Source organism: Actinoplanes sp. NPDC049802, from assembly GCF_040656595.1.
Classification (GTDB): Bacteria; Actinomycetota; Actinomycetes; order Mycobacteriales; family Micromonosporaceae; genus Actinoplanes.
This window is the reverse complement of sequence record NZ_JBFAMR010000081.1, coordinates 1-14714: the sequence shown is the minus strand read 5'-3', so window position 1 is coordinate 14714 and position 14714 is coordinate 1. Positions and strand designations below refer to the sequence as shown.

Here is a 14714-nt window from a genome sequence, read left to right as displayed (position 1 = left end):
GTTACAGGGATCCACCATCAGTACGGCGTAAGCAGGCGTTCGAAGGGATGCCCTCGATGCAACTTCTTGCACGATGCACTGAAAGCTCATGCCGGGAGCCGGCGTACTCGTGACCGGCTGAGCCAGAAGAACGACAGACATGTAAAAAGGCGGTGACGGGCATACTGCCCGCCACCGCCCCGTACCGGCCGCCGAGGTCAGGTCACCGACTGCAGATCACGGAGCACCTCGGAGATCAGTACCGGATCGAGATCGCGGAGCACGGCCGTCCCGCCGAAGTGGGCCACCTCGCCGAGAGTCTGCTCCGGGAAGAGGTCCACGGCCCCGGCCGCGATGCCCGGGTCGAGATCCAGGACGAACCCCGGGCCGGCGGTCGGCGACACGGTGATCTGAACGCTCACGCCACCGTCCAGCGGGCGCTCCCGCCGCCAGCCACGGCGCTCCAGCCCCAGCACCGCGCCGGTCGGCACCCGGCGGCCCCGGAAACGGGTGATCCGGCCGGCGGCCGCCTCGGCCGTGGTCAGCGCGGCGGTCTCCCGGCCGAGCTGAGGGAACGGCTGCACGATCCGGTAATCGGCGAAGATTTCCGACCACGGCGCCAGCGCCTCGCCCAGGTGGATCGGGTGCACCACGCCGATCGCCTCGTCGCCGCTGAGCTTGACCATCTCGTCGTGCACGTCGGCGAACGTGCCGTCCTCGGCCGTCCGGAAGCCGCCGACCAGCGCGCCGGCCGCGTCGTAGCGGCCCCAGACCAGGCGCCGGGCCAGGTGCCGCACCAGGGGGTGCTCGGCGAAGAACCGCCGGAACTCCTCCTCCGTCCAGCGACGGCCGGTCACCATGGCCCGCTCCAGCCGGCGGACCTGGTCGGCGGCGAGTGCCCGCACCTCCTTCTTGAGCGCGGTGAACCGCTGGGACGCCGCGGTGGCGAGCTCGGCGTCGTCGCGGGCAGCCGGCTTGGGCAGGTTCTTGAGGCGCTTACCGGCGGCGTCCGTGACGAACGGCTGCAACTGTTCGTCGAAGCCGACGACGAACTGCCGGGCCCCGAAGTCGAGGGTCAGGCTGCCGTCACCGTCCAGGCCCAGGTCGGGGACCAGCCTGTCGGCGAGCTGCTCGGCGGTGAGACCCCGCTTCCCGGCGACGTGGCCCAGCTGCCGCGCGGCCGCCGCACGGAGACCGCTGAACCGGCACCGCTCGGCGATGCGGTGCAGATGCAGCAGCGCGACGTCGGTGCCGATCGCGGCGAGCACCCCGGCGCCGGTGACCGCCCGGGCATGCCCGCTCTGCCCCGGCCACTCCATGATCAGCGGGGTGAGGCGCCGCACCACCTCGTCGTCGCCGACCAGGCCGAGCGCGTCCAGCGCCCAGCCCTGCCGGCCGTTGGCGCCCGCGGCCAGCCAGGACTCGAACACCGCCCACGCGAACCGGGCCAGATCGGCCGGGTCGCACGCCCGTCGCACGATGTCCACCCCCACATACGACTCCAGGGGCGTGTGCAGCGCGAACACCATCGCCAGGTCGCGCAGCGACGCGGCCGGCAGGACGAACCCGGAGCCCCGCAGACGAACCGGGGGCAGCGCGGCGGGATCGAACCACTTGGGGATCGAGGGAAGCTTCGCGGGCAGGATCGCGGCCGGCTCGGTGACGATCAGCGCCTCGACGGCGGCCGCCGCCTCCGCGCCGTAGGAAGCGGCGGCCGACCGGATCGTCTCGGCGTGACCGGCCCCGGCCATGAACACCAGGGTGTGCTGCGCCGACCGCCGGGCCGGCCCGTCGGGGCCCAGCGCACGGGGCACCAGCACCCGCGCGGCGAACCCGGAGTGCCGCTCCAGCCAGGCCCGCGCCGTCGCGATGAACCTCTCCCCGTAGTCGGGGCGGACCTCCATCCGCCAGGCGACCTGGGTGGATGCGAACGGCAGCATCAACGGATCCGCCAGCGCCGAGTCGCGGAAGGCCAGGTGCCGCAGCGGCAGCAGCGCGTCCGCCTCGAACCGGGCGACGATCCGCCGCATCCAGGACGCACACTCCGGGGCGGGCTGCGGCTTCCACTCGGCGAGCAGCGGCCGGGCCATCTCCTCCGGCGCTGCGGCGAAGAACTCGGCCGCGTCACGCCAGCCGACCTCTTCGCCGGCGCGCAGCCGATCGGCGGTCGCGGCCCAGTCACCCGGGCCGGCGGCCGCGGCGGAGCCACCCAGGCCGGCGGCGGGCACGGCCCCACCGGCCGGGCCGGTCACCTCGAAGGGTGCCGACAGCCACTCGTCGCGCTCGCCGGGCGCCCACTCCATGGTGGTCGGTGTCTCGGGCGCCAGCAGGGCGAGGACGACCGGCGGGTTGCCTCTCCGGCGGCGCCACGGCGGGTCGGCCAACAGCGGCGGCAACGCCTCCGGCGGGGCGGTGGCCGTGGCCTCCGTCTCGGTCAGCAACTGCCGGATCCGGCCTGCCGGGACCGTGGGCAGGCCGGCCGCGACACGCTCGGCGAGCGTGGGATCGGCCCGCACCCGGGCGGCGAGCAGGTCGCTCACCACCGGGTTTCCGGTCGGGACCGCCAGCAGGCGCAGCGCCCGCTCCGGGAACCGGGCGGTCGCCTCGGTCAGGACCCGGCGCACGTCCGGCTGGGCGGCGCGGTCGATCAGGCCGGCGAGCGCGCCGTCGTCGGGCAGGACGGCGAGGAGATCGATCAGCTCCTTCCTGCAGTTGACCCGCCGGGCCGCGAGCCGGTCGAGCCAGTTCAGCAGCAGGGGGACCGCAGCCGGGCCGAGGCCGTCGACGACCGTCTCATACCCACCCGGCCATCCGGCCAGCAGGACATCGGGTTGTGTCAGCACGGAGGCGACATGCTCGGGGGTGCTGATGGCGCTCAACAGCAGCGAAGCCCGGTAGAAGTCGCCGACGTCCTGGAGGGACTGGATCCGGGCGGGATGCCGGTCGGGCTCGGCGAGCGCCTCCGCCAGGTCCGCCGTCACCCAGTCGCCCCGCGACGGGACCAGCACCGAGGTGGCGCAGCGGGCGTGCGGGCCGAGCGTGCGCAGAGCGGCGAGGGCGGAGACTGTCTCGGCGTAGACATCGGCGGGCGCGGCCGCGAGCGCCGCTCGGGCCCGCAGCAGCATCAGCATGTGTGGATCGGAGAACAGCGACCAGACGCCGCCCTCGCCGACGCGGCGGCGGCGCACCCCCATGGTCTCCGTGCCGTCGCGGCGGATGCTCCGGAGAAGCATCTCGTCGCCCTCGGCGACCACGAACATCGAGAACAGCGCCACCACCGCCTCGGCCGCGAAACGGACGCCCCGCTCGCTCAGCCAGAGGTCGGCGAACCAGGGATGCCTCTCATGCTCCGCCGAATCCAGATGGATGGCGGCGAGGGCCACGACGGCCGCTCCCTCGGCGGGAGCCGCCGGATCCCGGTCGCACCAGGCCCGGGCAGGGCCCGCCAGGGACGGATCGGTGAACGCACTGGCGATCACCCCGGCCACGAAGCCGGGCAGCTCCCGCATCTGCCCGTCGACGACCTCGCGCGCACGTGGATCGGGCTCGACCGGGCGGACGCCGGCGCCGCCCCGGCGGGGGTGCAGCCGGGACGACCAGGGTTCGGGTAGATCGAACGACATGAACGGCACCGTACCGGTCGCCTGTGACAGAAACGCCGGGCGGCGAGGCCACCCGGCGTTCCACGTCACACCGTCAGGTCAGCGCGGGACGACCTTCTCCACCGCCCACTGGCGCCAGGTGTCCAGCTTGTGCTGCACCACGGCGAGCTGCTCGGCCACCGGGCCGGGGCCGGTCGAGCCCGGCGTGGTGCGGGCCGCGAGGGCCGACGCCACCGAGAGCACCTGGCGCACCGACGGGTCGAGGTGCTCGCTGACCGTCTTCAGGTCGTCGTCGGTGAGGTCCTCCAGCTCGCACTCGCGGGCCGAGCAGAGCGCCACCAGCTTGCCGGTGATCTCGTGGGCGTCGCGGAACGGCACGTTCCTGCGGACCAGCCAGTCGGCGACCTCGGTGGCCAGCGAGAACCCCACCGGCGCGGCCGCGGCCAGCCGGTCCACCCGGACCGTCATGGTGGAGACCATCCCGGCCAGCGCGGGCAACAGCAGCTCCAGGGTGTCGACCGCGTCGAAGGCCGGCTCCTTGTCCTCCTGCATGTCCCGGTCGTAGGTGAGCGGCAGGCCCTTGAGCATGGTCAGCACCGCGACCAGGCCGCCGACCAGCCGGCCGCTCTTGCCCCGGGCCAGCTCGGCGATGTCCGCGTTCTTCTTCTGCGGCATGATCGACGAGCCGGTGGCGAAGGCGTCGTCCAGCTCCACCCAGCCGAACTCGGTGGAGGTCCAGAGCACCACCTCCTCGCCGAGGCGGGACAGGTGCACGCCGATCAGCGCGGTCACGAAGAGGAACTCGGCCACGAAGTCACGGTCGGCCACGGCGTCCATCGAGTTGGCCGCGGGGGCGGTGAAGCCCAGCTCCTTGGCGACCGCCGCCGGGTCCAGCGGCAGCGAGGAGCCGGCCAGCGCGCCCGAGCCGAGCGGGCTGATCGCGGTCCGCGCGTCCCAGTCCCGCAGCCGCTCCAGGTCACGCAGCAGCGGCTGCACGTGTGCCAGCAGCCAGTGGCCGAAGCTGACCGGCTGCGCGTGCTGCACGTGGGTGAGGCCGGGCGCCGGGGTGTCGACGTTGCGGGCCGCCTGCTCGGTGAGCGCGTCGGCCAGCTCGATCAGCGCGACGGCCACCCCGCGGGCGTGGTCACGCAGGTAGAGCCGCAGGTCGGTGGCGACCTGGTCGTTGCGGGAACGGCCGGCCCGCAGCTTGCCGCCCAGGGCGCCGAGACGCTCCAGCAGGCCCCGCTCCAGGGCGGTGTGCACGTCCTCGTCCTCGATCGTCGGCCGGAACTCGCCGGCCGCGCAGGCGGACGCCAGATCGTCGAGGGCGGCCAGGATCCGGCCCAGCTCGTCGGCGTCGAGCAGGCCCGCGTTCGCCAGCACCCGGGCGTGCGCGCGGGAAGCGAGCAGATCATACGGCGCGAGCCGCCAGTCGAACTGGACGCTGACGCTCAGCCGCGCGAGCGCCTCCGCCGGGCCCCCGGCGAAACGGCCACCCCACAGCCTCGTCGGCTCGTCGCTCTCCGACACACCCACTCCTCGTTCGCTCACGTTTCGTTACCTTCCATGGACCCTATCGCTGCTCTCCGTGCCGTGGACGGCGGCCCGGTGTCATCGCGGTGAGTGGGACGGCCCACTCACGCCCGGCGGGCGCGCCACGGCCCGGACGGCGCAGCGCCTCGCGGGCCGCCCACGGCGGCACACGTAGCCGTACGTATAAAAATGCCTTTGATCTGATAACTTTGCAACATGACCAGCCTCGATCTGACCGGTGATGTCGTCGAACTCACCCGGACCATCTGTGACATACCGTCCGTCAGCGGCGAGGAGGAGGCTCTGGCCGACGCCGTCGAGGCCGCTCTGCGCGCATACCCGCATCTGGAGGTCCTGCGGGACGGCGACGCCGTGGTGGCCCGCACGTCGCTGGGCCGGGAGACCCGGGTCGTGCTCGCCGGGCATCTCGACACCGTGCCGATCGCCGACAACCTGCCCTGTGTCCTGGACGGCGACATCCTGCGAGGGCGAGGCACCGTCGACATGAAGGCCGGTGTGGCCGTGATGTTGCGGCTCGCGGCCGGGCTGCCGTCGCCACGGCACGACCTGACGTTCGTCTTCTACGACCATGAGGAGGTCGCGGCGAAACTCAACGGGCTGGGGCGGCTGGTCCGCAACCACCCCGAGTGGCTGGCCGGCGACTTCGCGATCCTCGGCGAACCGTCCGACGGCACGGTCGAGGGTGGCTGCCAGGGCACCATCCGGGTGAAGATCACCGTGCCGGGGGTGGCGGCGCACGCGGCCCGCTCCTGGAAGGGCAGCAACGCCATCCACAGCGCTGGGGCGGTCCTCGACGTGCTGCGCGCCTACGTGCCGCGGCAGCCGGTCGTCGACGGTTTGCGGTATCACGAGGGTCTCAACGCTGTGAAGATCGAGGGCGGCATCGCCGGCAACGTGATCCCCGACCTGTGCACCGTGTTCGTCAACCACCGTTTCGCCCCGGACCGTGACGTGGCCGCCGCCGAGGCGCACCTGCGGGAGGTGTTCGCCGGTTTCGAGGTCGAGGTGGTCGACGCCGCCCCCGGCGCCCGGCCCGGTCTGGACAAGCCGGCCGCGAAGGAGTTCGTCGAGCTCGTCGGCCGGCCGCCCGCGCCCAAGCTCGGGTGGACGGACGTGTCGCGCTTCGCCGGACTCGGCATCCCGGCGGTCAACTTCGGGCCCGGCGACCCGCTGCTGGCGCACACCGACGGCGAGCACGTGCCGGTGCCGGAGATCCGGCGCACCCTCCAGGTCCTGGAGAGCTGGCTCGCCTGAACCCGCGTGTCGACTTGGGGCGCGGAGCGCGCCCCAAGTCGACACGCGATCATTCGGCGGGGGTGGCAGCGGCGCGCTGAATGGCGCCGGGCACCGAGTACATGTGGGCGAACGCCCGCGCCTGCTCGCCGGTCCACAGCGACGAGCCGTGACCGTAGACGACACCCGACCGGGTCGCCGCGTCGAGCAGGCTGTACGGGCTCCTCGAACCCAGCAGCACGATGTTGCCCTTGTGCAGCCGCACCCGGACCGTGCCGGTGACCCGGGTCTGGCTGGAGTCCAGGAAGGCCCGGAAGTCGTCCATGATCGGGTCGAAGTAGACGGCCTCGTGCAACAGGTCGCCGTAGGTGTTGCCGAGCGTCGCCTTGGTGGCCTGCTGCCGGTTGGACAGCACCAGCTTCTCCAGCTCCCGGTGCGCCGCGATGAGGATCAGCATGCCGGGCGCCTCGAAACCGACCCGGGCCAGGTTGCCGACCATGGTGGAACCCATGTGGATGCCCCGGCCGACGCCGTGCTCGCCGCCCAGCACGTTCAGTTCCTGTAGAACGGCGTAGTTCGGTGCATCCGCGGCGACGAGCGGCGACCCCTCGGCCGTCACCGCCGAGACGACCTCGCCCTTCTCGAAGCTGATCAGCAGCTCGACGCCCTTCTCCGGGGCCTCGTCGATCGACTTCGTGTAGGTCCAGGCCGACTCCGGAAGGTACTCCCAGGAACCGTAGGTCTCCTCGCCGCCGATCGAGGTGCCGATCAGGCCCTCGTTGATCGAGTAGAGCTTGACCTTCTCGCTGACCTCGTACCCCCGGCCGCGCAGGAACTCGGTCTCGCCCTCCCGGGTGAGCCGCTCGTCCCGGATCGGGGTGACGATCTCCAGGTGCGGGGCCAGCGCCCGGATCACCGCGTCGTAGCGCACGTGGTCGGCGCCGGCGCCGGTCGAACCGTGCGCCACCGCGTCCGCGCCGACCTCCAGCGCGACCTGCACGACCTTCTCCGCCTGGATCAGCCGCTCCGCGCCCACGCACGACGGGTAGGCGCCGTTGCGCAGATAGTTCGCCTTGATCGCGTAGGTGATGACCCGGTCGTACAGCTCGGCACGGGCGTCCACCACGTGGTGCTCGACGGCGCCCAGCTCCTCGGCACGCGCCCGGACGGCCTCGGCCTCACCGCTGTGCAGACCGCCGGTGTCGATGTTGGCGGTCACCACGTCCCAGCCCTTCTCGCGGAAGTCCACGAGGGCGTACGAGGTGTCCAGACCACCGGAGAAAGCGAGGACGATCTTGCGCTTGGTCATCGGGACAGTTCCTTCTCGAGAATCGGCACATACGTCTTACCGTCGTGGCGGACGTGCCCGGGCGGCAGGACGTAGAACTCACAACGGCCCGCTTCGATGTCCTTCTGCATCGCCCGCTGGCGGCTGTAGTCGAACGGATCGAGCAGGAAGGTCGGCTCCGGCAGCTCTCCCCCGGCCGGCAGGGTCAGATCACTCTGGTAGACGAACGAGCCCGGCGAGGTGTGGAACGGCACCGTCGCCACCAGGATCTTCAGCGCGCCGAACTCGGTGTGCACCTTCAGCGCGCTGTTGTCGTACTGGGTGACGCCGTCCAGCTTCTGCGCCCGGTAGGCGGACAGGGCCAGCGCCTTCGCCGCCTTGCCCAGGCCCACCGCCGGCATCAGCGACCACAACGACCAGCCCACCCAGCGGCCCGGCTCGGCGCTCGGCGCGGCACAGTAGCCGCCCACCGGCACCGGGCCGCGGTAGCCGGAGTCCCGCATGTCCTGCTGCACCTTGCGCAGCAACTGCTTCACGTCGGTGTCGAAACGGAACGTGGACCGCTCCACCATCGCCGCGAACTCCTCCTGCGGCAGGCCGGCGATCAGCGCGGCGGCCGGCATCAGGATCAGATCGACCATCACCCACTGCGGCATCGGGATGCCCCGGTCACCGAACGCGATGCCGTTGATCACGTTGAAGAAGTTCAGGAAGTCCCGGATCGACCAGTCCTTCTCGGCGGTGTCGGTGAAGTCCAGCCAGGTGAGCTTGTGGCCGTACGGGGTCTCGTTGAGGTGCGGCCGCAGCGTCTCGTTGGAGGCCAGGAAGAACTCCACACCGTGCCCCACCAGGCTGTCGGTGTGGTCGGCGAAGTCGGGAAAACGCGCCTCCACCGCGGGCGGGAACGTCATCAGCGGGCCTCCTCGTGGTCCGACCTGCTCCAGTTGCTGAGTTTCTCGGCCAGGGCCGCACCCGAGGTGGGCCCGGTGTCCCGGGCCACCACGAAGATCGTGTCGTCGCCGGCTATCGTGCCGACCACGTCCGCCAGGCCGGACCGGTCCAGCGCGCTGGCCAGGAACTGCGCCGCCCCCGGCGGGGTGCGCAGCACCGCGATGTTGCCGCTCGAGTCGGCGCCGGTCAGCAGCTCGCGCAGCAGCCGGATGAGCCGGGCCGGGCCGTGGCTGGTGCTCTCCCGCAGCGGCTTGTGCCCGTCCTCCGGGATGTAGTAGACGCCGCCGACCTTCACCGCGTTCAGCTCCTCCAGATCCCGCGACAGCGTCGCCTGGGTGACCTGGACCCCCTCGTGGGCGAGGATGTCGGCCAGCTCCGTCTGCGACTTGACCCGGCGGCTGCGGATCAACTCGATGAGCCGGGCGTGCCGGCCCGCGCGGGTGACCGGAGCGTTGTTCACCGGTTCGCCGCCAGCAGCCAGGCGAGGAGGGCCTTCTGCGCGTGCAGACGATTCTCCGCCTGGTCGAAGACGGCGGACTGCGGGCCGTCGATCACCTCGTCGGTGATCTCCTCGTTGCGGTGCGCCGGCAGGCAGTGCAGCACGATCGCCCCCGGATCGGCCGCCTTGAGCAGCTCCGTGTTCACCTGGTACGGCCAGAACGGGGTGAGCCGGTCCTTGCCGTCGTCCTCCTGGCCCATCGACGTCCACGTGTCGGTGGCGACCACGTGCGCGCCGTCGACCGCCTCCCGCGGGTCACGCAGCATCTCGACCGAGCCGCCCGTCCACGCCGCGATCTCCCCGGCCCGGCTCACCACTGCCGGCGCCGGATCGAACCCGGACGGGCCGGCGACCCGCACGTTCATCCCGGCCATGGCGCCCGCGATCAGGTACGAATGGGCCATGTTGTTGGCCGCGTCCCCCACATAGGCCAGCGTCCGCCCCGCCGTCGAGCCGAACCGCTCCCGGATCGTCAACAGGTCGGCCAGCAGCTGGCACGGGTGATAACCGTCGCTCAGCGCGTTGATCACCGGGACGTTCACCCCGGACGCCAGCTCGGCCAGCCGTTCGTCGCCGTGCGTCCGGTAGACCATCGCCGACACGTACCGGGCTACCACCCGGCCGGCGTCGGCGAGCGTCTCACCCCGGCCGAAATGGGTGTTCTGCGTGTCCACGATGATCGGCTGACCGCCCAGCTCGGCGATGCCGGCCTCGAACGACAGCCGGGTCCGCAGGCTGGCCTTGTCGAAGAAGACGGCCACCGAGCGGGGGCCGGCCAGCGGCTTGTGGCTGAACCGGTCCGCCTTCATCACGGCGGCCAGGTCCAGGATCTCGGACTGCTCCTGCGGGGTCAGGTCGTCGTCACGGAGAAGATGGCGGGTGGTCACCGGACACCGTCCAAGGCAGCGATCAGGGCGTCCGCCTGATCGGAGGAGATGATCAGGGGCGGGGCGAGCCGGATCACGTCCGGCTTGGCGGGGTTCACCAGGAAACCGGCGTCCCGCATCCGGGCGGCGACGTCGGCCGCGACCGGCTCGTGGAACACGATGCCGAGCAGCAGGCCGGCGCCACGCACCTCCTTCACCAGCGGGTGGCCCTCGACGCCCCGCCGGATCTGCTCCCCGACCCGCTTCACGTGATCGAGCAGGCCCTCGTTCGCGATCGTGCGGATCACCGCGAGCCCGGCCGCGCAGGAGACCGGGTTACCGCCGAACGTCGTACCGTGCGAGCCCGGGGTGAACAGGTCGGCGGTCGGGCCGAACGCGATGCAGGCGCCCAGCGGCAGCCCACCACCGAGACCCTTGGCCAGCGTGATGACGTCGGGCTCGACGCCCTCGCTCTGGTGGTGGAACCAGTGCCCGGTACGCCCGATGCCGGTCTGCACCTCGTCGAGCGCCAGCAGCGCGCCGCGCCGCGAGGTGATCTCCCGGGCAGCGGTGAGGTAACCGGGTGGGGGCACCACGACCCCGTTCTCACCCTGGATCGGCTCCAGGATCACCATGGCGGTCTCACCGGTCACCGCCGCCTCGAGAGCCTCCACGTCACCGAACGGGACGTGGGTGACCTCACCCGGAAGGGGCCGGAACGGGTCCGCCTTCGACGGCTGGCCGGTGAGGGCCAGCGCCCCCATGGTGCGGCCGTGGAAAGCACCCTCGGTCGCCACGACGTGGGTGCGCCCGGTCAGGCGGGAGATCTTGAAGGCCGCCTCGTTCGCCTCGGCGCCGGAGTTGCAGAACAGCACCCGCCCCGACCGGCCGGCCAGCGCCAGCAACAGGTCGGCCAGCGCCACCGGAGGCTCGGCGATGTACAGGTTGGAGACGTGCCCCAACTGCTGGATCTGGCTCGTGACCGCGGCGACCACGGCCGGGTGGGCGTGGCCGAGGGCGTTGACCGCGATGCCGCCGAGGAAGTCGACGTACTCCGTCCCGTCCTCCGCCGTCAGCACCGCGCCCTCGCCCTTGACCAGGCCGATCGCCGGGGTGCCGTAGTTGTTCATCATCGACTGCCGCCAACGCTCGACGAGGCTCATGCCGAGACCTCCGCCGTGCTCGTGCTGATCGACGGGACCACCATCGTTCCGAATCCCTCTTCCGTGAAGACTTCGAGCAACGTCGAGTGGGCGACGCGGCCGTCGACGACGTGCGCGGCGGGCACCCCGCCACGGACCGCGCGCAGGCACGCCTCCATCTTGGGCGCCATCCCCGACTCCAGGCTCGGCAGCAGCTTCTCCAGCGCGTCCGCGTCAATCTCCGACGTCAGCGAGGAGGTGTCCGGCCAGTTCGTGTAAAGGCCCGGGACGTCGGTCAGGACCACCAGCTTGCGGGCGCCCAGCGCGACCGCGAGCGCCGAGGCGGCGGTGTCCGCGTTCACGTTGTGCAGCACCCCGTCGCCGTCCGGCGCGACCGTGGCGATCACCGGGATCCGGCCCGCCGCGATCAGGTCGTCGACCGCCGACGTGTGCACCTCCTCGACGTCGCCGACCTGGCCGATGTCGACCGGCTCACCGTCGACGACAGCCTGCCGGCGAACCGCCGTGAACAGGCCCGCGTCCTCGCCGGAGAGGCCCACCGCGAACGGCCCGTGCTGGTTGATCAACCCCACCAGCTCCCGGCCCACCTGGCCGACCAGCACCATCCGGACCACGTCCATGGCCTCCGGGGTGGTCACCCGCAGGCCGCCGCGGAACTCGCTCTCGATGCCCAGCCTGCCGAGCATCGAGCTGATCTGCGGGCCGCCGCCGTGCACCACCACCGGCTTGATGCCGACCAGTCGCAGGAACACCATGTCGGCCGCGAACGCCTCCTGCAACGCGGGGTCGATCATGGCGTTGCCGCCGTACTTGATCACGACCGTGGTCCCGTGGAAACGCTCCAGCCAGGGCAGCGCCTCGATCAGGATCTCCGCCTTCTTCTGCGCTTTCATGACGAGTACGCCGAGTTCTCGTGCACATACGCGTGCGACAGATCAGTGGTCCAGATCGTCGCGCCCATCTCTCCCTCACGCAGATTGATCGTCACGGTCACCTCCCGACCGGACAGGTCCACCTTGCCGCGGTCCTCCGCGGCGGCGCCGCCCTTGCAGATCCACACACCGTTGATCGCCACATCGATCCGGTCCGGCTCGAAGGCCGCGCTCGTGGTGCCGACCGCCGCCAGGATCCGGCCCCAGTTCGGGTCGTTGCCGAAGAACGCCGTCTTCACCAGGTTGTTCCTGGCCACCACCCGGCCCACCTGAACGGCGTCGGCCTCGGAAGCGGCGCCCCGCACCTCGATCGCGATGTGCTTGGTGGCGCCCTCGGCGTCGGCGATCAACTGCTGGGCCAGGTCGTGACAGACCTCGGTGACCGCGGCGGTCAGCTCCGCCGGCGTCGGCTGCCGGTCGGAGGCGCCGTTGGCCAGCAACAGCACCGTGTCGTTCGTGGACATGCAGCCGTCCGCGTCGATCCGGTCGAACGTCACCCGGGTGGCTGCGCGCAGCGCCGCGTCGAGCACCTCGTTGTCGGCCGACGCGTCGGTGGTGATCACCACGAGCATGGTGGCCAGCGCCGGGGCCAGCATGCCGGCGCCCTTCGCGATCCCCCCGACCGACCAGCCGTCACGCTGGGCCACCGCGTTCTTCGCCACCGTGTCGGTGGTCATGATCGCCTCGGCCGCGCGGGGCCCGCCGTCGGCGGCGAGCGCCTTCGCCGCCGCGCTCACACCCGGCAACAGCCGGTCCATCGGCAGCAGCTCGCCGATCAGGCCGGTCGAGCAGACCGCCACGTCACCCGGGCCGACCATCATGCGGTGGGCGCCGCCGCGCAGCACGGTGGCGGTGTGCTCGGCCGTGGCGTGGGTGTCCCGGAAACCCTGCGAACCGGTGCACGCGTTCGCGCCGCCGGAGTTCAGCACGACCGCCCGGACGACGCCGCCCTTGAGCACCTGCTGGCTCCACAGCACCGGAGCCGCCTTCACCCGGTTGGCGGTGAAGACGCCGGCCGCCGTGTAGTCGGGGCCGTCGTTGACGATCAGGGCGACGTCGGCGTTGCCACTGGCCTTGAGCCCGGCGGCGACACCCGAAGCCCGAAAGCCCTTGGGATGAGTGACAGTCACGGCAGTGCCTCCTTGGCCATGCCCTCCCGGCCCTCGTCTGCGAGGCCGTCGAGAGCTGCTACTTGTTGCCACTCGGTGCAGTCGGTCACGGCGCTACTCCGAAGACGCTCAGGCCCGTCGTCTCGGGCAGACCGAACATGATGTTGGCGTTCTGCACGGCCTGGCCGGCGGCGCCCTTGCCCAGGTTGTCCAGCGCGCTCACCACGATGATGCGACCCGAGTCGATGTCGACCGTGGCCTGCAGGTGACACGAGTTGGAACCCGCGGTCGCCGCGGTGCGTGGCCACGAGCCCTCCGGCAGCACATGCACGAACGGGGCGTCCGCATAGGCCGCCAGCAGCGCCTCGCGCGGATCTCCGCCGTTGCGGCGGCGCGCCGTCACCGTCGCCAGGATGCCGCGCGGCATCGGCGCCAGGATCGGCGTCATCGACAGCGAGCCGGCCCCGGTGGCCTGTTTGATCTCGGCGACGTGCTGGTGAGCGCCGACCTTGTAGGGCGACAGGTCACCCATGACCTCGCTGCCCAGCAGGTTGACCTTGGCGTTGCGCCCGGCGCCCGAGGTGCCCGAACTGGCGACGACCACCACGTCCTCCGGGTCGGCGACACCGGCGGCGATCAGCGGCGCGAGCGCCAGGATGATCGTCGCGGCGTAGCAGCCGGTGTTGGCCACCCGGTCGGCACCCGCGATCGCGGCGCGCGCGCCCGGCAGCTCCGGCAGCCCGTAGGTCCAGGTGCCCGCGTGCCCGCCGCCGTAGTAACGCGTCCACTGCTCGGCGCTCTCCAGCCGGAAGTCGGCGCCCAGGTCGACCACCCGCACCCCGGCACCCAGCCGCCCCGCCACCGCCGCCGACTGGCCGTGCGGCAGAGCGAGGAAGACCAGATCGGCCCCGGCCAGCGACTCGGCGTCAGTCGCGCCGAGTGTCAGGTCGATCCCGGTGAGCTGCGGATGAACCGCGCTGACCGGCGAGCCCGCCTGACTGTGCGCGGTCGCCGCGACGAGGTCGAACTCGGGATGCCCGGCGATCAGGCGCAGCAACTCACCGCCCGCGTAGCCACTGGCGCCCGCTACCGCGACCCGGATTCCCATGCTGCCCTCCGCATTACGACCTCCGCATGAATATGCAAAGTACCGTATCAACCCGCACTCCCAGCGGCAAACGACATGCCCGCCTTCCCGCATGCTGAGCGACGTCAGCCGGTCCCGGCCGTCTTTGCGAGAAAAAACCTGGTCTGGTACGGCCGTCGTCGCGGCCCAGAAGCAACGTTCCCCGTCCCGCCGGAGCCTGATCGGGCGGCTGGCGCCGCACGATCCGGCCCGGGCGGCTGGCGCCGCACGGGCCACCGGGTCCGGCTTACCCCCCAAAGATGACCCTGATCGCTTTGGGGGAGGCTGACCCTGCTGGCCGAAATCGCTCGCTCCGCCTGGCGGGCGCCCCCAGCGCACCGACTGGGCGCCCCGGCCACCGCTGGGACACTCCCGAGCGACCAGGCAGAGCCCTACGTGCGTGCCGTCCAGC

General features: G+C 71.8%; 11 protein-coding genes. 1 reads left to right on the top strand and 10 read right to left on the bottom strand.

What is annotated here, in order from left to right:
• Positions 1-197: 197 nt before the first annotated feature.
• Complete coding sequence (locus tag AB0I88_RS34795; protein WP_361034710.1) at positions 198-3602, bottom strand: DUF4132 domain-containing protein; 3405 nt, start codon at positions 3600-3602, stop codon at positions 198-200.
• A gap of 78 nt (positions 3603-3680) precedes the next feature.
• A complete protein-coding gene (gene argH / locus AB0I88_RS34790; RefSeq protein WP_361034708.1) occupies positions 3681-5132 on the bottom strand; it encodes an argininosuccinate lyase in 1452 nt (483 codons plus the stop codon).
• Positions 5133-5330: 198 nt separating this feature from the next.
• On the opposite strand from argH, the gene dapE reads away from it, so the two are divergent.
• Positions 5331-6389, top strand: coding sequence for a succinyl-diaminopimelate desuccinylase (gene dapE, locus AB0I88_RS34785; protein ID WP_361034705.1), 1059 nt, complete (start codon positions 5331-5333; stop codon positions 6387-6389).
• 49 nt (positions 6390-6438) lie between these two features.
• On the opposite strand, the gene argG is transcribed toward dapE, so the two are convergent.
• The 8 genes from argG to argC form a co-directional block, all read right to left on the bottom strand.
• Positions 6439-7677 (bottom strand): argininosuccinate synthase, encoded by a 1239-nt coding sequence (gene argG / locus AB0I88_RS34780; RefSeq protein WP_361034702.1) that lies wholly within the window; start codon positions 7675-7677, stop codon positions 6439-6441.
• Complete coding sequence (locus AB0I88_RS34775; RefSeq protein ID WP_361034699.1) at positions 7674-8567, bottom strand: hypothetical protein; 894 nt, start codon at positions 8565-8567, stop codon at positions 7674-7676. Before AB0I88_RS34775 ends, argG begins: the two co-directional genes overlap by 4 nt.
• Complete coding sequence (locus AB0I88_RS34770) at positions 8567-9067, bottom strand: arginine repressor (RefSeq protein ID WP_361034696.1); 501 nt, start codon at positions 9065-9067, stop codon at positions 8567-8569. The genes AB0I88_RS34775 and AB0I88_RS34770 overlap by 1 nt, the downstream gene beginning before the upstream one ends.
• A complete protein-coding gene (gene argF / locus AB0I88_RS34765; RefSeq protein WP_361034693.1) occupies positions 9064-9993 on the bottom strand; it encodes an ornithine carbamoyltransferase in 930 nt (309 codons plus the stop codon). Before argF ends, AB0I88_RS34770 begins: the two co-directional genes overlap by 4 nt.
• Positions 9990-11135, bottom strand: a complete 1146-nt coding sequence (locus tag AB0I88_RS34760; protein ID WP_361034690.1) for an acetylornithine transaminase — start codon at positions 11133-11135, stop codon at positions 9990-9992. The genes argF and AB0I88_RS34760 overlap by 4 nt, the downstream gene beginning before the upstream one ends.
• Positions 11132-12028 (bottom strand): acetylglutamate kinase, encoded by an 897-nt coding sequence (argB, locus tag AB0I88_RS34755; RefSeq protein ID WP_361034687.1) that lies wholly within the window; start codon positions 12026-12028, stop codon positions 11132-11134. The genes AB0I88_RS34760 and argB overlap by 4 nt, the downstream gene beginning before the upstream one ends.
• Complete coding sequence (gene argJ, locus AB0I88_RS34750) at positions 12025-13197, bottom strand: bifunctional glutamate N-acetyltransferase/amino-acid acetyltransferase ArgJ (protein ID WP_361034684.1); 1173 nt, start codon at positions 13195-13197, stop codon at positions 12025-12027. The genes argB and argJ overlap by 4 nt, the downstream gene beginning before the upstream one ends.
• A gap of 85 nt (positions 13198-13282) precedes the next feature.
• Positions 13283-14284 carry an N-acetyl-gamma-glutamyl-phosphate reductase gene (gene argC / locus AB0I88_RS34745; protein ID WP_361034681.1) on the bottom strand — a complete coding sequence of 334 codons (1002 nt, stop codon included), beginning with the start codon at positions 14282-14284 and terminating at the stop codon, positions 13283-13285.
• Positions 14285-14714: the final 430 nt, after the last annotated feature.

What these genes read in the sequence shown, in the direction of transcription:
- AB0I88_RS34795 (WP_361034710.1), bottom strand. Translation starts at nt 3,602, where the DNA reads ATGTCGTTCGATCTACCCGAACCCTGGTCGTCCCGGCTGCACCCCCGC.
- dapE (WP_361034705.1), top strand. Translation starts at nt 5,331, where the DNA reads ATGACCAGCCTCGATCTGACCGGTGATGTCGTCGAACTCACCCGGACC.
- argG (WP_361034702.1), bottom strand. Translation starts at nt 7,677, where the DNA reads ATGACCAAGCGCAAGATCGTCCTCGCTTTCTCCGGTGGTCTGGACACC.
- AB0I88_RS34775 (WP_361034699.1), bottom strand. Translation starts at nt 8,567, where the DNA reads ATGACGTTCCCGCCCGCGGTGGAGGCGCGTTTTCCCGACTTCGCCGAC.
- AB0I88_RS34760 (WP_361034690.1), bottom strand. Translation starts at nt 11,135, where the DNA reads ATGAGCCTCGTCGAGCGTTGGCGGCAGTCGATGATGAACAACTACGGC.
- argB (WP_361034687.1), bottom strand. Translation starts at nt 12,028, where the DNA reads ATGAAAGCGCAGAAGAAGGCGGAGATCCTGATCGAGGCGCTGCCCTGG.
- argC (WP_361034681.1), bottom strand. Translation starts at nt 14,284, where the DNA reads ATGGGAATCCGGGTCGCGGTAGCGGGCGCCAGTGGCTACGCGGGCGGT.